Genomic DNA, 14634 nt, shown 5'->3' with positions numbered 1-14634 from the left:
TCAGGCCTTGAGTGCGGCTCAGGCCTTGAGTGCGGCGGCGACCGCGTCGGACAGCGGCGTGGTGGGCCGGCCGGTCAGGCGTGAGAGGTCGCCGGAGTCGGTGTGGAGCGCGCCGCGCGCGATGTTCGCGTCCACGTCCGCGAAGAGCGCCGCCACCCCGGCGGGCAGGCCGGCGCCGACCATCGACTTCTCCAGCTCCTCGACCGGCAGGTCCCGGTAGGCGACCGGCCTGCCGGACCGCTCGGTGATCTCGGCGGCCAGCTCGGTCAGCGTGAACGCGGTGTCGCCGCCCAGCTCGTAGGCGACGTTCACCGGGCCGTCCGAGGTCAGCACCGCCGCGGCCGCGGCCGCGTAGTCGGCCCGTGCGGCACCGGAGATCCGGCCGTCGCCGGCCGCGCCGTAGATCGCGCCGTCCGCCACCAGCTGGGCGGTCCGGGCGGTGTAGACCTCGAGGTACCAGCTGTTGCGCAGCAGCACGTAGGGCAGGCCGGACGCCACGATCGCGGCCTCGGTGGCCTGGTGGTCCGCGGCGAGCACCATCTCGTTGGTGTCCGCGCGCAGGATGCTGGTGTACGCGAGCAGGCCGACGCCCGCCGCCGTGGCCGCGTCGATCACGGCGCGGTGCTGCGCGACCCGGTTGCCCGGTTCGCTGGAGATCAGCAGGACCTTCGTCGCACCGGTGAACGCGGTGGCCAGCGTCTCCGGCCGGTCGTAGTCGGCCTCGCGCACCTGCACGCCACGCGCGGCGAGGTCGGCGGCCTTCTCCGGGGTGCGCGCGGCGGCGATGATCTCGCCGGCCGGCACGCCGCGCTCCAGCAGGTCCTCCACCACGAGTCGGCCCAGGTGTCCGGTGGCGCCGGTTACGACGATCATGTCTGCTCCCAGATGGTTGGCTCAGTGCTGCTTCTAGAGACTGTACTAACTTTTCGAAAGTGCCAACCGATGGTGAGCACCAACACGAAACACCGTGACGCGGAAGCGGATACGGTAAGGGCGTGACAGACGTCGACCAGCTCGCCGCCAGCGTGTTCGCCCGTGACTGCACCTCACGCGGCATCCTGGAGAACGTCGCCGGCAAGTGGGGCGTGCTCGCGCTCGCCGCGCTGCACGACGGCACCTACCGGTTCAACGCGCTGCGCCGCCGCGTCGACGGCGTCAGCGAGAAGATGCTGGCGCAGACGCTGCAGGCGCTGGAGCGCGACGGACTGGTCCGCCGCGACGTGCAGGCCACCATCCCGCCCCGCGTGGAGTACAGCCTGACCCCGTTCGGCGAGACGGTCGCGGGAAAGCTGGTCGAGCTGGTCGAGCTGATCCAGGACGAGGTGGATCGACGCGACTGACGCCCGGCCCCGGCGGTCATAAGATCATCCCATGACCGTTCGATTTGGCGTGTTCGTTCCCCAGGGCTGGAAGATGGATCTCACCGAGATCGCCGATCCCATCGAGCAGTACGAGGCGATGACCGCGGTCGCGAAGGCCGCCGACGCGGGCCCGTGGGACTCGATCTGGGTCTACGACCACTTCCACACCACGCCCGAGCCGACCATGAACACCGTGTTCGAGGCCTGGACCGCCACGGCCACGCTGGCCCGCGACACCTCGCGCGTCAACATCGGCCAGATGGTCGGCTGCAACGGCTACCGGCACCCCGCGCTCTACGCCAAGATGGCCTCGACCGTCGACGTGGCCAGCCACGGGCGCCTCTTCGCGGGCCTCGGCGCCGGGTGGTACGAGCACGAGTGGAAGGCCTACGGCTACGAGTGGCCCGAGCTCAAGGACCGGATGGGCGCGTTCCGCGAGGCCGTCGAGATCGTCACGAGGATGTGGACCGAGGACTCCCCGGTCTTCTCCGGCAAGCACTACTCGATCGACAAGCCGATCAACGAGCCCAAGGGCGTCCGCAAGCCGCACCCGTCGTTCTGGATCGGCGGTGGCGGCGAGAACGTCACGCTCAAGCTGGTCGCCAAGCACGCCAACGGCGCCAACTTCGGCAACGGCGACCCCGACGTGATCCGCGAGAAGCTGGCGATCCTCCGCCGCCACTGCGACACGGCCGGCCGCGACTACGACGACATCATCAAGTCGACCTCGGTCAACGTCGACCTCTCCTGGTCGCCGGCGCAGCTCCAGGCCGCCATCGACTCCGTCCTCGAGGCCGGCGCCGACTACCCCATCCTCTACTTCCCGCGCGTCGCCTACGACCACACCCCACTCCTGCGCTTCGCCGCCGACATCATCCCGCAGTACTCCTGACCCACTCCCGCGACGGGGTTTTGCCCCGTCGCGGGCGCCGGCGGGCCGGGCGGGAGAATGGGCGAATGGCGAAACGGAAGCGGGAGAGCGGCGTCGAGGTCTGCCCGTGCGGGAGCGGCGAGGGCTACGACGCCTGCTGCGGGCCACTGCATCGCGGTGAGGCGGTGGCGCCGACGGCCGAGGCGCTGATGCGGTCACGGTTCAGCGCGTTCGCCCGCGGGGACGCGGACTACCTGCTCCAGACGTGGCATCCGAGCACCCGTCCGGATGATCTGACCTTGGACGACGGGCAGCGCTGGCTGCGGCTGGACCTGGTGGACACCGCGGGCGGTTCGCTCTTCGAGGCGGCCGGCGAGGTCGAGTTCAGGGCGCACTACCGGGCCGGCGGGCGGACCGGGACCGTGCACGAGCGGAGCCGGTTCGTGCGCGAGGACGGGCGCTGGTTCTACGTCGCCGAGGCTTGATCAGGAGTATCTATGTTGGAACGTGGCGCTTCGCCTGGATAGCCTCCATGCAGGGGGTGAACGGCCGTGCACGGTGCGATGTTCGGTGTCACGTTCGTGTTGGCGAGCGTGTCCGCGACCGTCTTCCTGTTACTTCGCTGCAAGGGGAAGGGGAGGCCGTTCGGCCCGAGCGCGCGCCGCTGGGCGCTCGCGGTGATCGGCGTGACCAGCGTGCTCTCCACCGGGACCGCGGCGCTGGCGGTGCTGATCGTGTCGCAGCTGCCGGCCGCGCTGCTCGGTCTCGGCGTCGCCGCGCCCAGCATGCTGTGGCTCAGCGAGCTCAGCAAACGCGCGGCCGACCGGCGGGACCTGCGTCGCGACCTGTCGTCGGTGTGGCTGACCCGGCTGCTCACCCGATTGCAGGAGGGCATGGCCGACGACCGGCAGAACTGGTGCGAGGAGCGCGTCGACGACGAGTGGTCGTCGGACGAGTTGAGCATGGCCGCGCGCTACTACCACGAGTACCTGATGGAGCGGCTGACCGTGGAGGAACGCCGCCGGGGTCGCATCCACGCGCAGCTCAACGCGATCCAGTCCCGGCTGGACGTGGTGCACCTGATCGAGGCGAGCGCGAGCCGCGCCAAGGTCGTCGCGGCCCTGCAGGGCTCCCGGATCACCAAGGAGCCGCGGTACGCGAAGGCCGCCGACGATCTGGGCCGGATGGCCGGGATCCTGCGGCACGACGCCTACCGCGACCTGATCCGGCTCCTGGGGTTGGCCTACAACGCGGGGCACCACAAGATGGCGCCGTACCGCCCACCGATGGTGCTCAGCCCGGCGCGGTCCCCGCGGGTGCGCACCGCCTAGGCCAGGGCCTCGTCGACCGGGCGGAGCGAGAACTCGATCTGGGCGCCGAGCGCCTCGACCACGGACGACAGGGTGCGCAGCGTGAGGTTCTCGTCGCCGGAGAGGATCTGACTGACCCGGCCGGGGGACACGCCCATCGCCTGGGCGAGCTCGCCACGGGTCACCTTGTTCTCCCGCATATACCACGTTACTTCGTCGATCATGAGTCGGCCGAAGTCGCCACCGGCGGGTTCTGCATCGCGGAACAGGTGTCGCATGACGGCCTCCTCGGAACTCGTTCCCCTGCCCTCGATGTTAGGCAGAACTAAAACCTTTAGGCAAGACTAAAGGGGTAGGTCAAGAGTGCGCGACCCCGAAGAGGGCCGCGCACTCGGGACTCAGGCGACGGTGGACGGCGTCGGCGACGGGTTCGAGCCGGTCCCGCCGAAGACCACGTCACTGCAGAAGTAGTAGACCTGGTCCGCGTGGCTCGCCTTCCAGATCGTGTAGAGCACGGCCCGCCCGGTACGCCCCGGCGCGCTCACGTTCACGGTGTAGGTGCGGCCGTTCAGCGCCGGGTCCGACTCGGTCTGCCCGCCACCCGGCGGGATCACCCCGGTCTGCCCGACCAGCTGCAGGTCACCCCAGCCGAGTCGTTGGGTCAGCGGGTTGAACCCGGGCTTGGTCACGTAGGTCAGCAGGTAGTCCGCGCCGTGCTGCGCCTGGTCGTGCATGCGCAGCGTGAAACTGGTCGGCACGGTCTGCGCGATCCAGGCGCCCGGCGTGTCCAGCGCGGAGTAGCGCGTGCCGCCGGTGTTGCCCGCGCTGCACAGCGTGCCGTCCGGGATCGCGGCCTGGTGGTTGCCCTGCACGTTCTCCCGGTAGAGACCGTTCCAGTTCCACATCGCGGTGGAGTCGGCGTTCCAAGCCTGCCAGCACATCGGGTCCTGGGTGGCCATGGCAGGGTTCTGGAAGTCGCCGCCCCAGCGCTTCCAGCATCCGTAGTTACGGGACGGCGGGTTGACGGCGGAGCCGTGCGCGGACGCGGGATCGACCAGTCCGGTGGTGAGTGTGAGGACGGCCGCCGCCGCGATCAGCAGCAGGCGTTTGACAGGGGACATGGAGAACTCCAAGCACTCTCGTCGACGGTGGTTGCGAAAGTGCCCGAGCGCAGGTCGCGTGGGTGGGCCGGTGCTGGTGAGCGCCGCACGTGGTGCACGCCGGGGCAGGCGCGGAGAGCTGCCCGGCAACCCGCGCCGATTCCGCGTGGACTGCCGGCTCCCGCGGAACCCGAGCGTCACACAGTCAAGAGACGGCTGTCAATGAATGTCCGCCGATCCGGCGAGACCGCGAGCGCGGCCATCAGCCCGGCGAGGTGGGCGGGCTCGACATCGAGATAGGTGGCCGGGATCGGGACGGGCGCGCCGGCGGTCCGGGCCAGCGAGAGCCCGGTGACCGTGCCGGTCCCGAAGAACGTGCCGTTCGCGGTCCACACCGGCTCCCCGGGATCCAGCTCGTCCCACCGGACGCGAACGGCGCGGCGCGCGTACCAGGACAGGATCGTGACGCCGTCGGCGTCGAGCACCAGTCGTGGGCGCGGCCGGACGAAGGTGAGGACGCCGACGGCGATATCGACGACGGCGAGCACGATCAGTGGGAAGGCCGGGTCCGGGAGCATGAACACGTGGCAGACCAGCCACGCGCAAACGATCAGCAGGCTGCCGGGAAACAGCAACCGCGCGGGCGCGACCAGCGTGCCGGGCACGTCACCGGCCCGCACGGTCCGCGGCTGCGGCCGCAGCCGGCCGGCCACGATCAGGAACGCCACGATCGGCACGACGAGCCCGCTCAGGAACAGCACGATGAACAGGAAGCCCGCTTCGGCGCTGTCCGGTACGAACCCCTCGGTGACGAAACGGAGCAGGACGGCGGCGAGCGCGGCGACCACGGCTACGAGCCGGACGAGACCTCGGGACACGCCCGGCATCGTAGATCACCTATGCCACCGCGATCGTCAGCAACCCGGCCGCGATCAGCACGCCCGCCCACAGCCTGTCCAGGTTGAACCAGGCCGTGCGCAGGATCCGCAGGCCGACGACCTCGTGGACGAGCGCCGCCACCACCGCCGCCGCCCCGAACATGGCCAGCGTGTGCACCCCGGCCGCGAGCAGCCCGGTCAGCGCGTCACCGCCGGCCGCCGCCACCGCGTGCCCCTCGTGGGCACCCGCCGGCGGTGCCGTGGCCAGCACCGGCAGCAGCATCAGCCCGGCACCGTGCGCCGACGACATCAGGAACGACCAGCCGGCCAGCTCCGGCAGTGACAAGCGCATGCCGGCCAGGGTCTCGGGCGGTGCGGTCGCGGCGTCGCGGGGCGAGGCGTAGAAGCTCGGGTCGGGTCTCCACGGGGCCATGGCAACCTCCAGGTCAGGAGTCAAGCCTAGTATTCACGTAGGAAATATGGGTAAGCTCCGTTCAGTTTTCCGGCCGCAGGAGTGAGGGTGCCGCATGAGCGGGGCGCATGTCATCGCCGACGGGACCGAAGCGCTGAACGTGGCACGCCGGCTCGCCGCCGAGTTCGCGAAGGACGCGTCCGCGCGGGACGCCGAGCGGCGACTGCCCCACGCCGAGCTGGACCGGCTCTCCGCCGCCGGCCTGCTCGCCGTCACCGTGCCCGCCGCGCACGGCGGCGCCGACGTCGACACGGCCACGCTGGCCGAGGTGATCCGCCTGCTCGCCACCGCCGACCCGAACATCGCGCAGATCCCGCAGAGCCACTTCGTCTACGTCAACGTGATCCGCGCCCGCGGCACCGAGGAGCAGCGGGAGTTCTTCTACCGCGAACTGCTGGCCGGCAAGCGGTTCGGCAACGCGCAGTCCGAGGCCGGCACCAAGCACGTGCAGGACTACCGCACCCGCCTCGTCGTGGAAGGGAACGGCTTCCGCCTGGAGGGTACGAAGCACTACAGCACCGGCGCGCTGTTCGCGCACTGGATCCCCGTGCTGGCGCGCGGCGACGACGAAAAGCTGTACGTGGCCTACGTGCCGTCGGACGCACCCGGCCTCACCGTCATCGACGACTGGAACGGCATGGGCCAGCGCACCACGGCCAGCGGCACGGTCCGGCTCGACGGCGTGCACGTGCCCGCGGACAGGGTGCTGCCGCACCACCTGACGTTCACCGGGCCGCAGCTGCACGGCGCGGTCGCCCAGCTGCTGCACGCCGCGATCGACGCCGGCATCGCGGACGGCGCGCTCGCCGAGGCCGTCGAGTTCGTCCGTACCAAGTCCCGGCCGTACTTCGAGAGCGGTTTCGACAAGGCCTCGGACGACCCGCTTCTCATCCAGCGCTTCGGCGAGCTCGCGATCGAGGTCCGGGCCGCGAACGCGCTGCTCACCGAGGCCGCCCGCGCGATCGACGCGGCCCGCGCCGACCTCACCGACGAGAGCGCGGGCGCGGCCTCGATCGCGGTCGCCGCCGCCAAGGCCTACGCGGACCGGGCCGCGCTCTCCGTCACCAACGCGCTGTTCGAGGTCTCCGGCACCCGGTCCAGCCTCGACCCGCTCAACCTGCACCGGCACTGGCGCAACGCGCGCACGCACACGCTGCACGACCCGGTCCGCTGGAAGATCCAGCACCTCGGCCGGTACGTGCTCAACGGCACCCTGCCGCCACGGCACGGGCTGCTCTGACCCTCGCTCAACAAGGGGAGATCCACGATGAGCCTCACCTTCCACTGGTTCCTGCCGACCTCCGGCGACAGCCGGGACATCGTCGGCGGCGGGCACGGCGTCGCACCCGGCGCCGCCGCGCGGGCCCGGCCGGCCACCACCGCCTACCTGGGCCAGATCGCGCGCTCCGCGGAGCAGCTCGGCTTCGAGGGCGTGCTCACGCCGACCGGCGCCTGGTGCGAGGACGCCTGGATCACCACCGCGATGCTCACCGAGGTCACCGAGCGGCTCAAGTTCCTGGTCGCGTTCCGCCCCGGCCTGCTGTCGCCGACGCTCGCCGCGCACATGGCCACCACCTACCAGCGGCTCTCCCAGGGACGCGTGCTGCTCAACGTGGTCACCGGCGGGGAGAGTGCGGAGCAGCGCGCCTACGGCGACTTCCTGGACAAGGAGGGGCGCTACGCCCGTACCGACGAGTTCCTGCACGTGGTTCGCTCACTGTGGCGCGGCGAGACCGTGACGCTCGACGGCGAGCACGTGCGTGTCGAGGGCGCGAAGCTCAACCGCCTGCCCGACCCGATCCCGCAGGTCTACTTCGGCGGCTCGTCCGCCGCGGCCGGCCCGGTCTCGGCCAAGCACTCCGACGTCTACCTCACCTGGGGCGAGCCGCCCGCACAGGTCGCCCGCAAACTGGAGTGGATCCGCGGCCTGACCGCCGCCGAGGGACGCACCCAGCGCTACGGCATCCGCCTGCACACCATCACCCGCGACACCTCCGAGGAAGCCTGGGCCGAGGCGTCCCGCCTGCTCCGCGGCATCTCCGACGACGAGATCGCCAAGGTCCAGGCCGGCCTGCACCGCAGCGAATCCGAGGGCCAGCGCCGCATGCTCGCGCTCAACGGCGGCACCCGCGACCGCCTGGAGATCTCCCCGAACCTCTGGGCCGGCGTCGGCCTGATCCGCGGCGGCGCCGGCACCGCCCTGGTCGGCAGCCACACCGAGGTCGCCGACCGCATCGAGGAGTACGCCGCCCTCGGCCTCAGCGAATTCATCCTCTCCGGCTACCCCCACCTCGAGGAGGCCTACTGGTTCGGCGAGGGCGTCCTCCCGATCCTCCGCGCCCGCGGCCTCTGGCACCACCCGGCCGGCGAACCCGCCCTCCGCGACACCGTCATCGTCCCGTTCACCCCCGAACCGGTCCGCGCCAGCTGAAAACCCAAGACCACAAAGCGCTTTTCCCGCTTCCGGCGTGCCCACGGGAGCACTCGGAACGCGACCACGCCGGAAGCGGGAAGATGATTCTCGCCTTGGGGTGGGGGTCAGTCCGCGCTGTTCATCGGGAGGCGGATCTGGAAGGCGGTGCCGGATTCGGGGTTGAGGAGCGCGATCGTGCCGTGATGGCGTTCGATGATGGCGCGGCTGATCGCCAGGCCGAGGCCGCTGCCCGGGATGGCCCGGTCGCGTGTGCGGGAGCTGCGGTAGAAGCGGGAGAACAGGCGGTCGCGCTCGTCCGGTGGGATGCCGATGCCGTGGTCGGCCACGATCAGCTCGGCCACGTAGTCGCCGTCGGCCGCGAGCGTGACCGTGACCTCGCCGCCGTCCGGGCTGTATTTGATTCCGTTGCCGATCAGGTTGTCCAGGACGCGCCGCAGCCGCAGGCGGTCGCCGGGCAGGACGAGCGATCCCGGTGTGTCCACGTGCAGCGTGACGGAGCCGTCGGTCAGTGAGGCGCGGGCCGCGTCGGCCGCCTCGCGTACCACCTCGGCCAGGTCGCACGGGGTGAGTTGCACGGTGGCGTGGCCGGTGTCGAGCGCGGCCAGGTCCAGCAGGTCGTCGATGATGCCGCGGAGCAGCGTGGTGTTGCGGTCGATCACTTCGAGCAGCGCAGGCCCGTCCGCGGTGAGTTGCGACGGCGTCGCCTCGCGGAGCAGGCTGGTGTACGCGCTGATCGAGGTCAGCGGCGTGCGCATCTCGTGGCCGATCAACGCCAGATATTCGTCCTTGCTGCGGGCCAGCTGGAGTTCAAGGTCCTCGGCGCGGCGGCGTTCCAGGAACTGGCCGACGTGTGCGGCGATCCCGGCCAGCAGCGCGACCAGCGCGTCCTCCGGGTCCTCGACCACCTCGGCGAAGAACGCGAGCACGCCGAGCGTGTCGTCGCCGGACCGGACCGGGATGGCCAGTGCGGCGTGCAGCTGCGACGTCTCGATGGTGTCGGCGGGCAGCAGCGCCTCGCCCTCGGCCAGGTCGCGGATCCAGACCGGTTCGCCGGTCAGCCAGGCCTTGCCGGAGATGCCCTGGCCGTACGCGAGTTGGTCCGGCACGTGCATCTCGGCCACGCTGCCCGGCGCGCTCCAGTGCGCGGTCGTCCGCAGCACGCCGCCGGGGCCGTCGACCAGCCACAGTTCCGCGTGCGCCCAGCCGAGCGTGCGTACCACCGCCTCCAGCACGCTCGGGCCGGCCTCGGCCGCGCCGGCCGCCTCGGCGAGCGCGGACGCGACCGCCAGCTCGCAGTCGCGGAATCGTTCGGTGCGCCTGAGCTCGGTGACGTCCTGCAGCGCGATCACGGCGCCGAGCCGTTCGCCGGACGCGTCCGCGATCGGCTGGCCGTCGACCAGCAGCACGCGCGGGCGCTGCATGGGCGCGTCGGCCAGCACCTCCAGCCCGTGCAGCTCCTCGCCGCGGAACGCGCGGGACAGCGGCGTGTCGTCCGGGGCCATCGGCCGCCCGTCCGCGTGCCGGAGGCCGAAGTCCAGCGGGTACCCGCCGGCGGCGAACGGTTCCGGCGTGCGCCCGGTGAACCGCAGCATCGGCGCGTTGATCAGCACGCGGCGGCCCTCCGCGTCGCAGGCGACCACGCCGTCGTGCAGGTTGTCCAGCACCGCGTCCTGGAAGCGCCGATGCCGGTCCGCGGCGTCCCGGGCCTCGCGCTCGGCCACGAACGTGCCGCACACCTCGGCCGCGTGCCCGACCACGGACTGCTCCGCCGCGGTCCACTCGCGCGGCCGGTAGTCGACCACCGCGCAGACGCCGACCACCGCGCCGGTCCGGGAGCGGACCGGGTAGCCGAGGTAGGCGCGCGCGTCCGCCTGTCGCACCGGCGCGTCCGGCGGGACCCGCGCGTCGTCGAGCACGTCGTGCACGACCAGCGGGCAGCCGGAGTCGAGGACGATCGCGGCGAGCGTGGACGCGGCCGGGACCGCGGCCAGGTCGGCCCACGCCTCGGGCAGGTCGAATCCGCCGGTCATCAGCATGCGGCGGCCCTCCAGCAACTGGACCAGGCCGGTCGGTGCGCCGGCCGCGCGTGCGGCCAGTTCGGCGAGCCGGTCCGCGGCGCCCTGGGCGAGCGGGCCGCGCGAGACGTGCACCCACTCCGCGTCCGTGCCGGTCACGGCGATGCTGCCCGTCGTCGCCACCGGCCGTTCCTCTCGTCGCGCCTGCGCCTGCCCCTGTCAGGTTAAAGCGGCGAGGCGCCTCAAAACCGGCAAATCACAGAGCCGCGGGTACGAAGTGGGCGCGCCATCATCGTGCGAGCCCGCGCAGGGACCTTCGGCGGGCGCGGATCGGCTTCGCACGCTGTTTGTCCGCGCGTGTGCGGTCTCCTTGCCAACCGCATCGGGGAAACGCCGCTGTCGGCCGTACGGGGACGTCGTTGCCGGCCGCCGACCTCGCGGAGCGGCGGCCGACGACTCACGCCGTTGCTGCGGTCTCCCCGACCCGGGCCGCCGAGCGCGGCGCACGCGGCGTCAGCAGCAGGCCCAGCGTCGCGCCCATGGTCGCCCACATCGCCGCCAGTTCCGCCAGCGACGCGATCCGGAAGTCCCAGATCAGCTGTGGCGACACGTCCGCGGGAATCTCACCGGAGGCGCCCGGCCAGATCAGCATGAGCACCGCGTAGCCGGCCACGCCGGTCAGCACGCCCAGGGTGACCGCGAGCGGCGCGGACAGCCCGCGTGCCGGCAGCACCTGCCGGACCAGCACGGCCAGCCAGGCGATCGCCACGCCGGCCGCGATCAGCGACAGGTACTGCGCGGTGCGCGCGTCGACCGTGTCCGGATCGCCGACCGCCGGCGGGTTCGCCGGGTACTTCAGCGCGGGAAGCAGCGCGAACGCCACGAAACCGAGGAACGCCAGCAGCGACGCCCGGCCGAAGTCGGTGCGCCCCGGCAGCAGGTGCCGCACGCGCGCGAACACCACGGACAGCACCAGCGCGAGGCAGATCGCGACCGCGAGCGCCGCGACCATGCCGCCGAAGACCTGCATGGCCCGCCCGACGATCGCCTCCTCCGCGGGCTCGCCCGCGGTGCGGGCCTCCTCCACGGCCAGCGCGCGCTCGATGACCGGCTCGACGACGAAGAACGCGACCAGCGAGGCCGCCACCCCGGCCGCGACGCCCGCGAGGGCACCGCGCCGGAGAATCCCACCCAAGGTCGGCGCGCCCATCAGTGGCAGGGGACGCCGAGCGCGTGCCGGCCGTCGTGGGTGAACTCGTGCAGGTATTCCGCGGCGGCGCCGGTCGTGACCATCCCGTTCTCCTGCAGCAGCAGGTAGAACACGATGAGCGCGACGACGGCAAGCAGCCAGGCGAGCAGCGGAACCCGGATCGGAGCGACGGCCGGGTGGACGGCCTCCGTGGAAACGGTCGGCGGCATGATGAATGATCCTCTCGTCCATGCCTCGTGGCGATGTGATGCGACGCCATGGCCGGTCTCCTGGCTCCCGGATCATCACGCCCGCCCGGCCTTCCCAGATCCGTGGATCCGGTGGCGAGGGTGGAACAGGCACTCCCCGGTCACAGTGGCGAGGACCGCGCCGGAATCACACCGGCTTCCCGAGCACCATGGCCCGCGCAGCCTATCGCCGCCCGAATTCCCCGGACAAGAGGCGAAGATCAATCCAACCCGGCGCCCGAAGATACAAAAGCGAAAAGGCCGATTTTCCCGCTTCCTGGGCGGCTGAGTTCCCAGTGCTCCCGCGGGCTCACCTCCCGCTGGGCGCCAGTTCCCACCGGGCCGCACGGCCCCGGGCTGCGCCCGGAGCCCGAGCCGCGCACGGAGGCCGGGCTGCGCCCGGAGCCCGAGCCGCGCACGGAGGCCGGGCTGCGCCCGGAGCCCGAGCCGCGCACGGAGGCCGGGCTGCGCCCGGAGCCCGAGCCGCGCACGGAGGCCGGGCCGCTCGAATCCTGATCGAGGCGTCCCCCAAAGTCGTTGGAACGACATGGGTGACGCCTCGATCAGGGGACTTCTGCCGGTGGGCTCTCGTGGGCGGCGCCCTGCGACTCAGACCTGCTCCTCCGCGGTGGGGGAGCGGTGGAAGACCAGGTCGTAGATGCGGCGGTGCGCGGTGATGCCGCGCCGCTCGAACTTCGTCATCGGGCGGTGTTCGGGCCGCGGCGCGAAGCGGTCGAACGCGTTGTCCAGGCCCGGCTCCGCGATCAGCGTCTCCAGCATGGCCTCCGCGTACTCCGCCCAGTCGGTGGCGCAGTGCAGCGTGCCGCCGGGGCGCAGGCGCGAGCGGAGCAGGCCGATGTGGGCGGGCTGGATCAGGCGGCGCTTGTGGTGGCGCGCCTTCGGCCACGGGTCCGGGAAGAAGACGTGGATCGCGTCGAGCGAGCCGGGCGCGAGCTGGTGGCCGACCAGCGTCAGCGCGTCGCCGAGCGCGGCCCGCACGTTCGTCAGCCCGCGGCGCTCGCTCATGCTGAGCAGATTGCCGACGCCGGGCGTGTGCACCTCGACCGCCAGGTAGTCGCGCTCGGGATCGGCCGCGGCCATCGCCACGGTCGCCTCACCCATGCCGGAACCGATCTCCAGAACCGTGGGCGCCTCGCGGCCGAAGAGCGCGGCTAGGTCGAGCGGCAGCGCCGTGGCCGGGTCGAGCGGCACGTCGACGCCGTGGCTCTCCCACAGCCGCTCCAACGCGTCGTGGTGCTTCGGACTCATCCGCCCCCGGCGGGGATGAAACGTCCGCACCCGGGCGGGAGGCAGCGCGTTGATCTGATCGGCCAGCGCGTCCATCTCCGAGAGCTGCTGGAGGTGGAGTGCTTCGTCAAGATCAGTGTTCGTCTCGATACTCATCAGACCCAAGACAATACCCAGGGGGTACGACAGAAGCGCAGCTCCCGCCGTACCCCCTCTGGGGTTTGGTGGTCTTTTGTGGGTGTTTATCCGAAAGTGCAGGTAGTGGCGGGCGCGGGATTACTCCCTGTCCATGATCCGATGAAACCGACCGTGGTGGAGGCGTTGGGCGCGAGCGCGCCGTTCCATGCGGAGTTACTCACCGTGACATTGACCCCCGATTGGGTGACATTCCCACCCCATGCCTGTGAGACGGTCTGTCCGGCGCCGAACGCGAACCGTGTGATCCATGATCGGCTGGCCGTGCCGCCGCCGTTCGCGATCGTGATCTCACCCTGGAAGCCGCCCTGCCACTGGCCGACGATCTTGTAGGACGCGGTGCAGCCACCTCCGGTGCCGCCGGTCGGGCTCGGGCCGACGGTCGGCGTGGGGCTGCCGGTCGGGCTCGGTGCCGGGCTGCCCGTCGGCGTCGGCTGGGTGCCGGTGATGGCCGCGACCAGCGGCGCGTACCACCTGTCGGCGATCTTGGCGTCGCCGGCCGCGTTCGGGTGCACGCCGTCGCCGGTGTCGGTCGCCGGCACGAAACCGGTCCACTGGTCGACCACCGTGATCGGCGACGCGGCCGTGCTCCTCGACGCGGCCCACGCCGGGATCGCCGCGTTGAACGCCACGGTCCGTGCCGCGCACTCGGTGCAGCTCGGCGGGTCGACCGGGATGATCTGCGCGACCAGGATGCGCATGCCGGGATTGCCGGCGCGCATCTGGTCGACCAGCGTGCCGAACGCGGCCAGGATCGTGGCCGGCGCGATGTTGCTCCACACGTCGTTCGTGCCGAGGTGCATCATCACGACGTCCGGGTCGGTCGCGGCCAGCCAGCCCGGCAGCAGCGACTGGTTGGCGATGTTCGTGGCCAGGTAGCCGCCGTGGCCCTCGTTCTCGCCGTCGTAGGTGAAGCCGCAGCCCTGCGGCGGCAGCGTGCCCACGAAGTCGGTGTTCGAGTAACCGCCGGCTTGCAGCTTCTGCCAGAGCAGCGCACGCCAGCAGCCGGGCGAGCCGGTGATCGAGTCGCCCAGCGCCATGATCCGTACCGGATCGGCCTGGGCCTTCAGGTCGTTGCCGGCCAGCGCGGGCCGGATGGTGATCAGCGCGAGGACGACCGCGGTGATCGTGACGATGGTGGCGAGGACGCCGGGCAGCCGGGAACGTCGTCGTGCGGGCATGAGTCAACTCCGAACGGGGGTCGCTGCGGTGGATAGCTTCGGCCCGGACCAGGGGTCGGGGAGGTAGCTGGGCAGCGTGGCGAGGCTCTCGCCGCTGGTGAGGGAGGCTTGCCCTGCCTCCCGCGCGGCGGA

General features: G+C 71.6%; 16 protein-coding genes and 1 riboswitch. Of the genes, 6 read left to right on the top strand and 10 right to left on the bottom strand.

Annotation, left to right across the window (positions count from 1 at the left end; translation table 11 throughout):
- Window positions 1-18: 18 nt before the first annotated feature.
- Complete coding sequence (locus J2S43_RS25020) at window positions 19-873, bottom strand: SDR family oxidoreductase (protein WP_306833170.1); 855 nt, start codon at window positions 871-873, stop codon at window positions 19-21.
- Between the two features lie 122 nt (window positions 874-995).
- On the opposite strand from J2S43_RS25020, the gene J2S43_RS25015 reads away from it, so the two are divergent.
- From J2S43_RS25015 to J2S43_RS25000, 4 genes are all read left to right on the top strand, one after another.
- Window positions 996-1340, top strand: a complete 345-nt coding sequence (locus J2S43_RS25015) for a winged helix-turn-helix transcriptional regulator (RefSeq protein ID WP_306833167.1) — start codon at window positions 996-998, stop codon at window positions 1338-1340.
- Between the two features lie 31 nt (window positions 1341-1371).
- Complete coding sequence (locus tag J2S43_RS25010; protein WP_306833165.1) at window positions 1372-2253, top strand: LLM class F420-dependent oxidoreductase; 882 nt, start codon at window positions 1372-1374, stop codon at window positions 2251-2253.
- Between the two features lie 65 nt (window positions 2254-2318).
- Window positions 2319-2717, top strand: coding sequence for a YchJ family protein (locus J2S43_RS25005; RefSeq protein ID WP_306833163.1), 399 nt, complete (start codon window positions 2319-2321; stop codon window positions 2715-2717).
- Window positions 2718-2783: 66 nt separating this feature from the next.
- Complete coding sequence (locus J2S43_RS25000; RefSeq protein WP_306833160.1) at window positions 2784-3563, top strand: hypothetical protein; 780 nt, start codon at window positions 2784-2786, stop codon at window positions 3561-3563.
- On the opposite strand, the gene J2S43_RS24995 is transcribed toward J2S43_RS25000, so the two are convergent.
- The 4 genes from J2S43_RS24995 to J2S43_RS24980 all read right to left on the bottom strand — a co-directional run bounded on the left by J2S43_RS24995 (window position 3560) and on the right by J2S43_RS24980 (window position 5953).
- Window positions 3560-3820: a helix-turn-helix domain-containing protein gene (locus tag J2S43_RS24995; protein WP_306833158.1), complete on the bottom strand. Its 261-nt coding sequence runs from the start codon at window positions 3818-3820 to the stop codon at window positions 3560-3562. The two genes, J2S43_RS25000 and J2S43_RS24995, sit on opposite strands and share 4 nt — an antisense overlap.
- Window positions 3821-3940: 120 nt before the next feature.
- Complete coding sequence (locus J2S43_RS24990) at window positions 3941-4663, bottom strand: lytic polysaccharide monooxygenase auxiliary activity family 9 protein (protein WP_306833156.1); 723 nt, start codon at window positions 4661-4663, stop codon at window positions 3941-3943.
- A gap of 176 nt (window positions 4664-4839) precedes the next feature.
- Complete coding sequence (locus J2S43_RS24985; protein WP_306833154.1) at window positions 4840-5520, bottom strand: hypothetical protein; 681 nt, start codon at window positions 5518-5520, stop codon at window positions 4840-4842.
- 19 nt (window positions 5521-5539) lie between these two features.
- Complete coding sequence (locus J2S43_RS24980; RefSeq protein WP_306833153.1) at window positions 5540-5953, bottom strand: hypothetical protein; 414 nt, start codon at window positions 5951-5953, stop codon at window positions 5540-5542.
- A 94-nt stretch (window positions 5954-6047) separates the two neighbouring features.
- Here J2S43_RS24980 and J2S43_RS24975 point away from each other — a divergent pair, with 94 nt between their 5' ends.
- Window positions 6048-7232 carry an SfnB family sulfur acquisition oxidoreductase gene (locus J2S43_RS24975; protein ID WP_306833151.1) on the top strand — a complete coding sequence of 395 codons (1185 nt, stop codon included), beginning with the start codon at window positions 6048-6050 and terminating at the stop codon, window positions 7230-7232.
- A gap of 27 nt (window positions 7233-7259) precedes the next feature.
- Window positions 7260-8423 (top strand): LLM class flavin-dependent oxidoreductase, encoded by a 1164-nt coding sequence (locus J2S43_RS24970; RefSeq protein ID WP_306833150.1) that lies wholly within the window; start codon window positions 7260-7262, stop codon window positions 8421-8423.
- Between the two features lie 107 nt (window positions 8424-8530).
- On the opposite strand, the gene J2S43_RS24965 is transcribed toward J2S43_RS24970, so the two are convergent.
- The 5 genes from J2S43_RS24965 to J2S43_RS24945 all read right to left on the bottom strand — a co-directional run bounded on the left by J2S43_RS24965 (window position 8531) and on the right by J2S43_RS24945 (window position 14502).
- Complete coding sequence (locus J2S43_RS24965; RefSeq protein ID WP_306833148.1) at window positions 8531-10624, bottom strand: sensor histidine kinase; 2094 nt, start codon at window positions 10622-10624, stop codon at window positions 8531-8533.
- Between the two features lie 274 nt (window positions 10625-10898).
- On the bottom strand, window positions 10899-11651 hold the full coding sequence (locus J2S43_RS24960) for a CbtA family protein (RefSeq protein WP_306833146.1): 753 nt from the start codon (window positions 11649-11651) through the stop codon (window positions 10899-10901).
- Window positions 11651-11860, bottom strand: a complete 210-nt coding sequence (locus J2S43_RS24955; RefSeq protein WP_306833145.1) for a CbtB domain-containing protein — start codon at window positions 11858-11860, stop codon at window positions 11651-11653. Before J2S43_RS24955 ends, J2S43_RS24960 begins: the two co-directional genes overlap by 1 nt.
- A 33-nt stretch (window positions 11861-11893) precedes the next feature.
- Window positions 11894-12066, bottom strand: a riboswitch (cobalamin riboswitch).
- A 421-nt stretch (window positions 12067-12487) separates the two neighbouring features.
- Entirely contained in the window at window positions 12488-13222 is a 735-nt protein-coding gene (gene trmB / locus J2S43_RS24950; RefSeq protein ID WP_306839432.1) for a tRNA (guanosine(46)-N7)-methyltransferase TrmB, read from the bottom strand.
- 146 nt (window positions 13223-13368) lie between these two features.
- Window positions 13369-14502, bottom strand: coding sequence for a GDSL-type esterase/lipase family protein (locus J2S43_RS24945; RefSeq protein ID WP_306833144.1), 1134 nt, complete (start codon window positions 14500-14502; stop codon window positions 13369-13371).
- Window positions 14503-14634 lie beyond the last annotated feature (132 nt).

This window comes from Catenuloplanes nepalensis (assembly GCF_030811575.1).
GTDB classification, from domain to species: Bacteria; Actinomycetota; Actinomycetes; order Mycobacteriales; family Micromonosporaceae; genus Catenuloplanes; species Catenuloplanes nepalensis.
This window is presented reverse-complemented; position numbering and strand designations above follow the sequence as displayed.

Coding starts and splice junctions, on each gene's coding strand:
- J2S43_RS24970 (WP_306833150.1), top strand. CDS start 7,260: ATGAGCCTCACCTTCCACTGGTTCCTGCCGACCTCCGGCGACAGCCGG.
- J2S43_RS24955 (WP_306833145.1), bottom strand. CDS start 11,860: ATGCCGCCGACCGTTTCCACGGAGGCCGTCCACCCGGCCGTCGCTCCG.
- J2S43_RS24945 (WP_306833144.1), bottom strand. CDS start 14,502: ATGCCCGCACGACGACGTTCCCGGCTGCCCGGCGTCCTCGCCACCATC.
- J2S43_RS25005 (WP_306833163.1), top strand. CDS start 2,319: ATGGCGAAACGGAAGCGGGAGAGCGGCGTCGAGGTCTGCCCGTGCGGG.
- J2S43_RS24995 (WP_306833158.1), bottom strand. CDS start 3,820: ATGCGACACCTGTTCCGCGATGCAGAACCCGCCGGTGGCGACTTCGGC.
- J2S43_RS25010 (WP_306833165.1), top strand. CDS start 1,372: ATGACCGTTCGATTTGGCGTGTTCGTTCCCCAGGGCTGGAAGATGGAT.
- J2S43_RS25020 (WP_306833170.1), bottom strand. CDS start 873: ATGATCGTCGTAACCGGCGCCACCGGACACCTGGGCCGACTCGTGGTG.
- trmB (WP_306839432.1), bottom strand. CDS start 13,222: ATGGACGCGCTGGCCGATCAGATCAACGCGCTGCCTCCCGCCCGGGTG.
- J2S43_RS24980 (WP_306833153.1), bottom strand. CDS start 5,953: ATGGCCCCGTGGAGACCCGACCCGAGCTTCTACGCCTCGCCCCGCGAC.
- J2S43_RS24960 (WP_306833146.1), bottom strand. CDS start 11,651: ATGGGCGCGCCGACCTTGGGTGGGATTCTCCGGCGCGGTGCCCTCGCG.
- J2S43_RS24975 (WP_306833151.1), top strand. CDS start 6,048: ATGAGCGGGGCGCATGTCATCGCCGACGGGACCGAAGCGCTGAACGTG.
- J2S43_RS24990 (WP_306833156.1), bottom strand. CDS start 4,663: ATGTCCCCTGTCAAACGCCTGCTGCTGATCGCGGCGGCGGCCGTCCTC.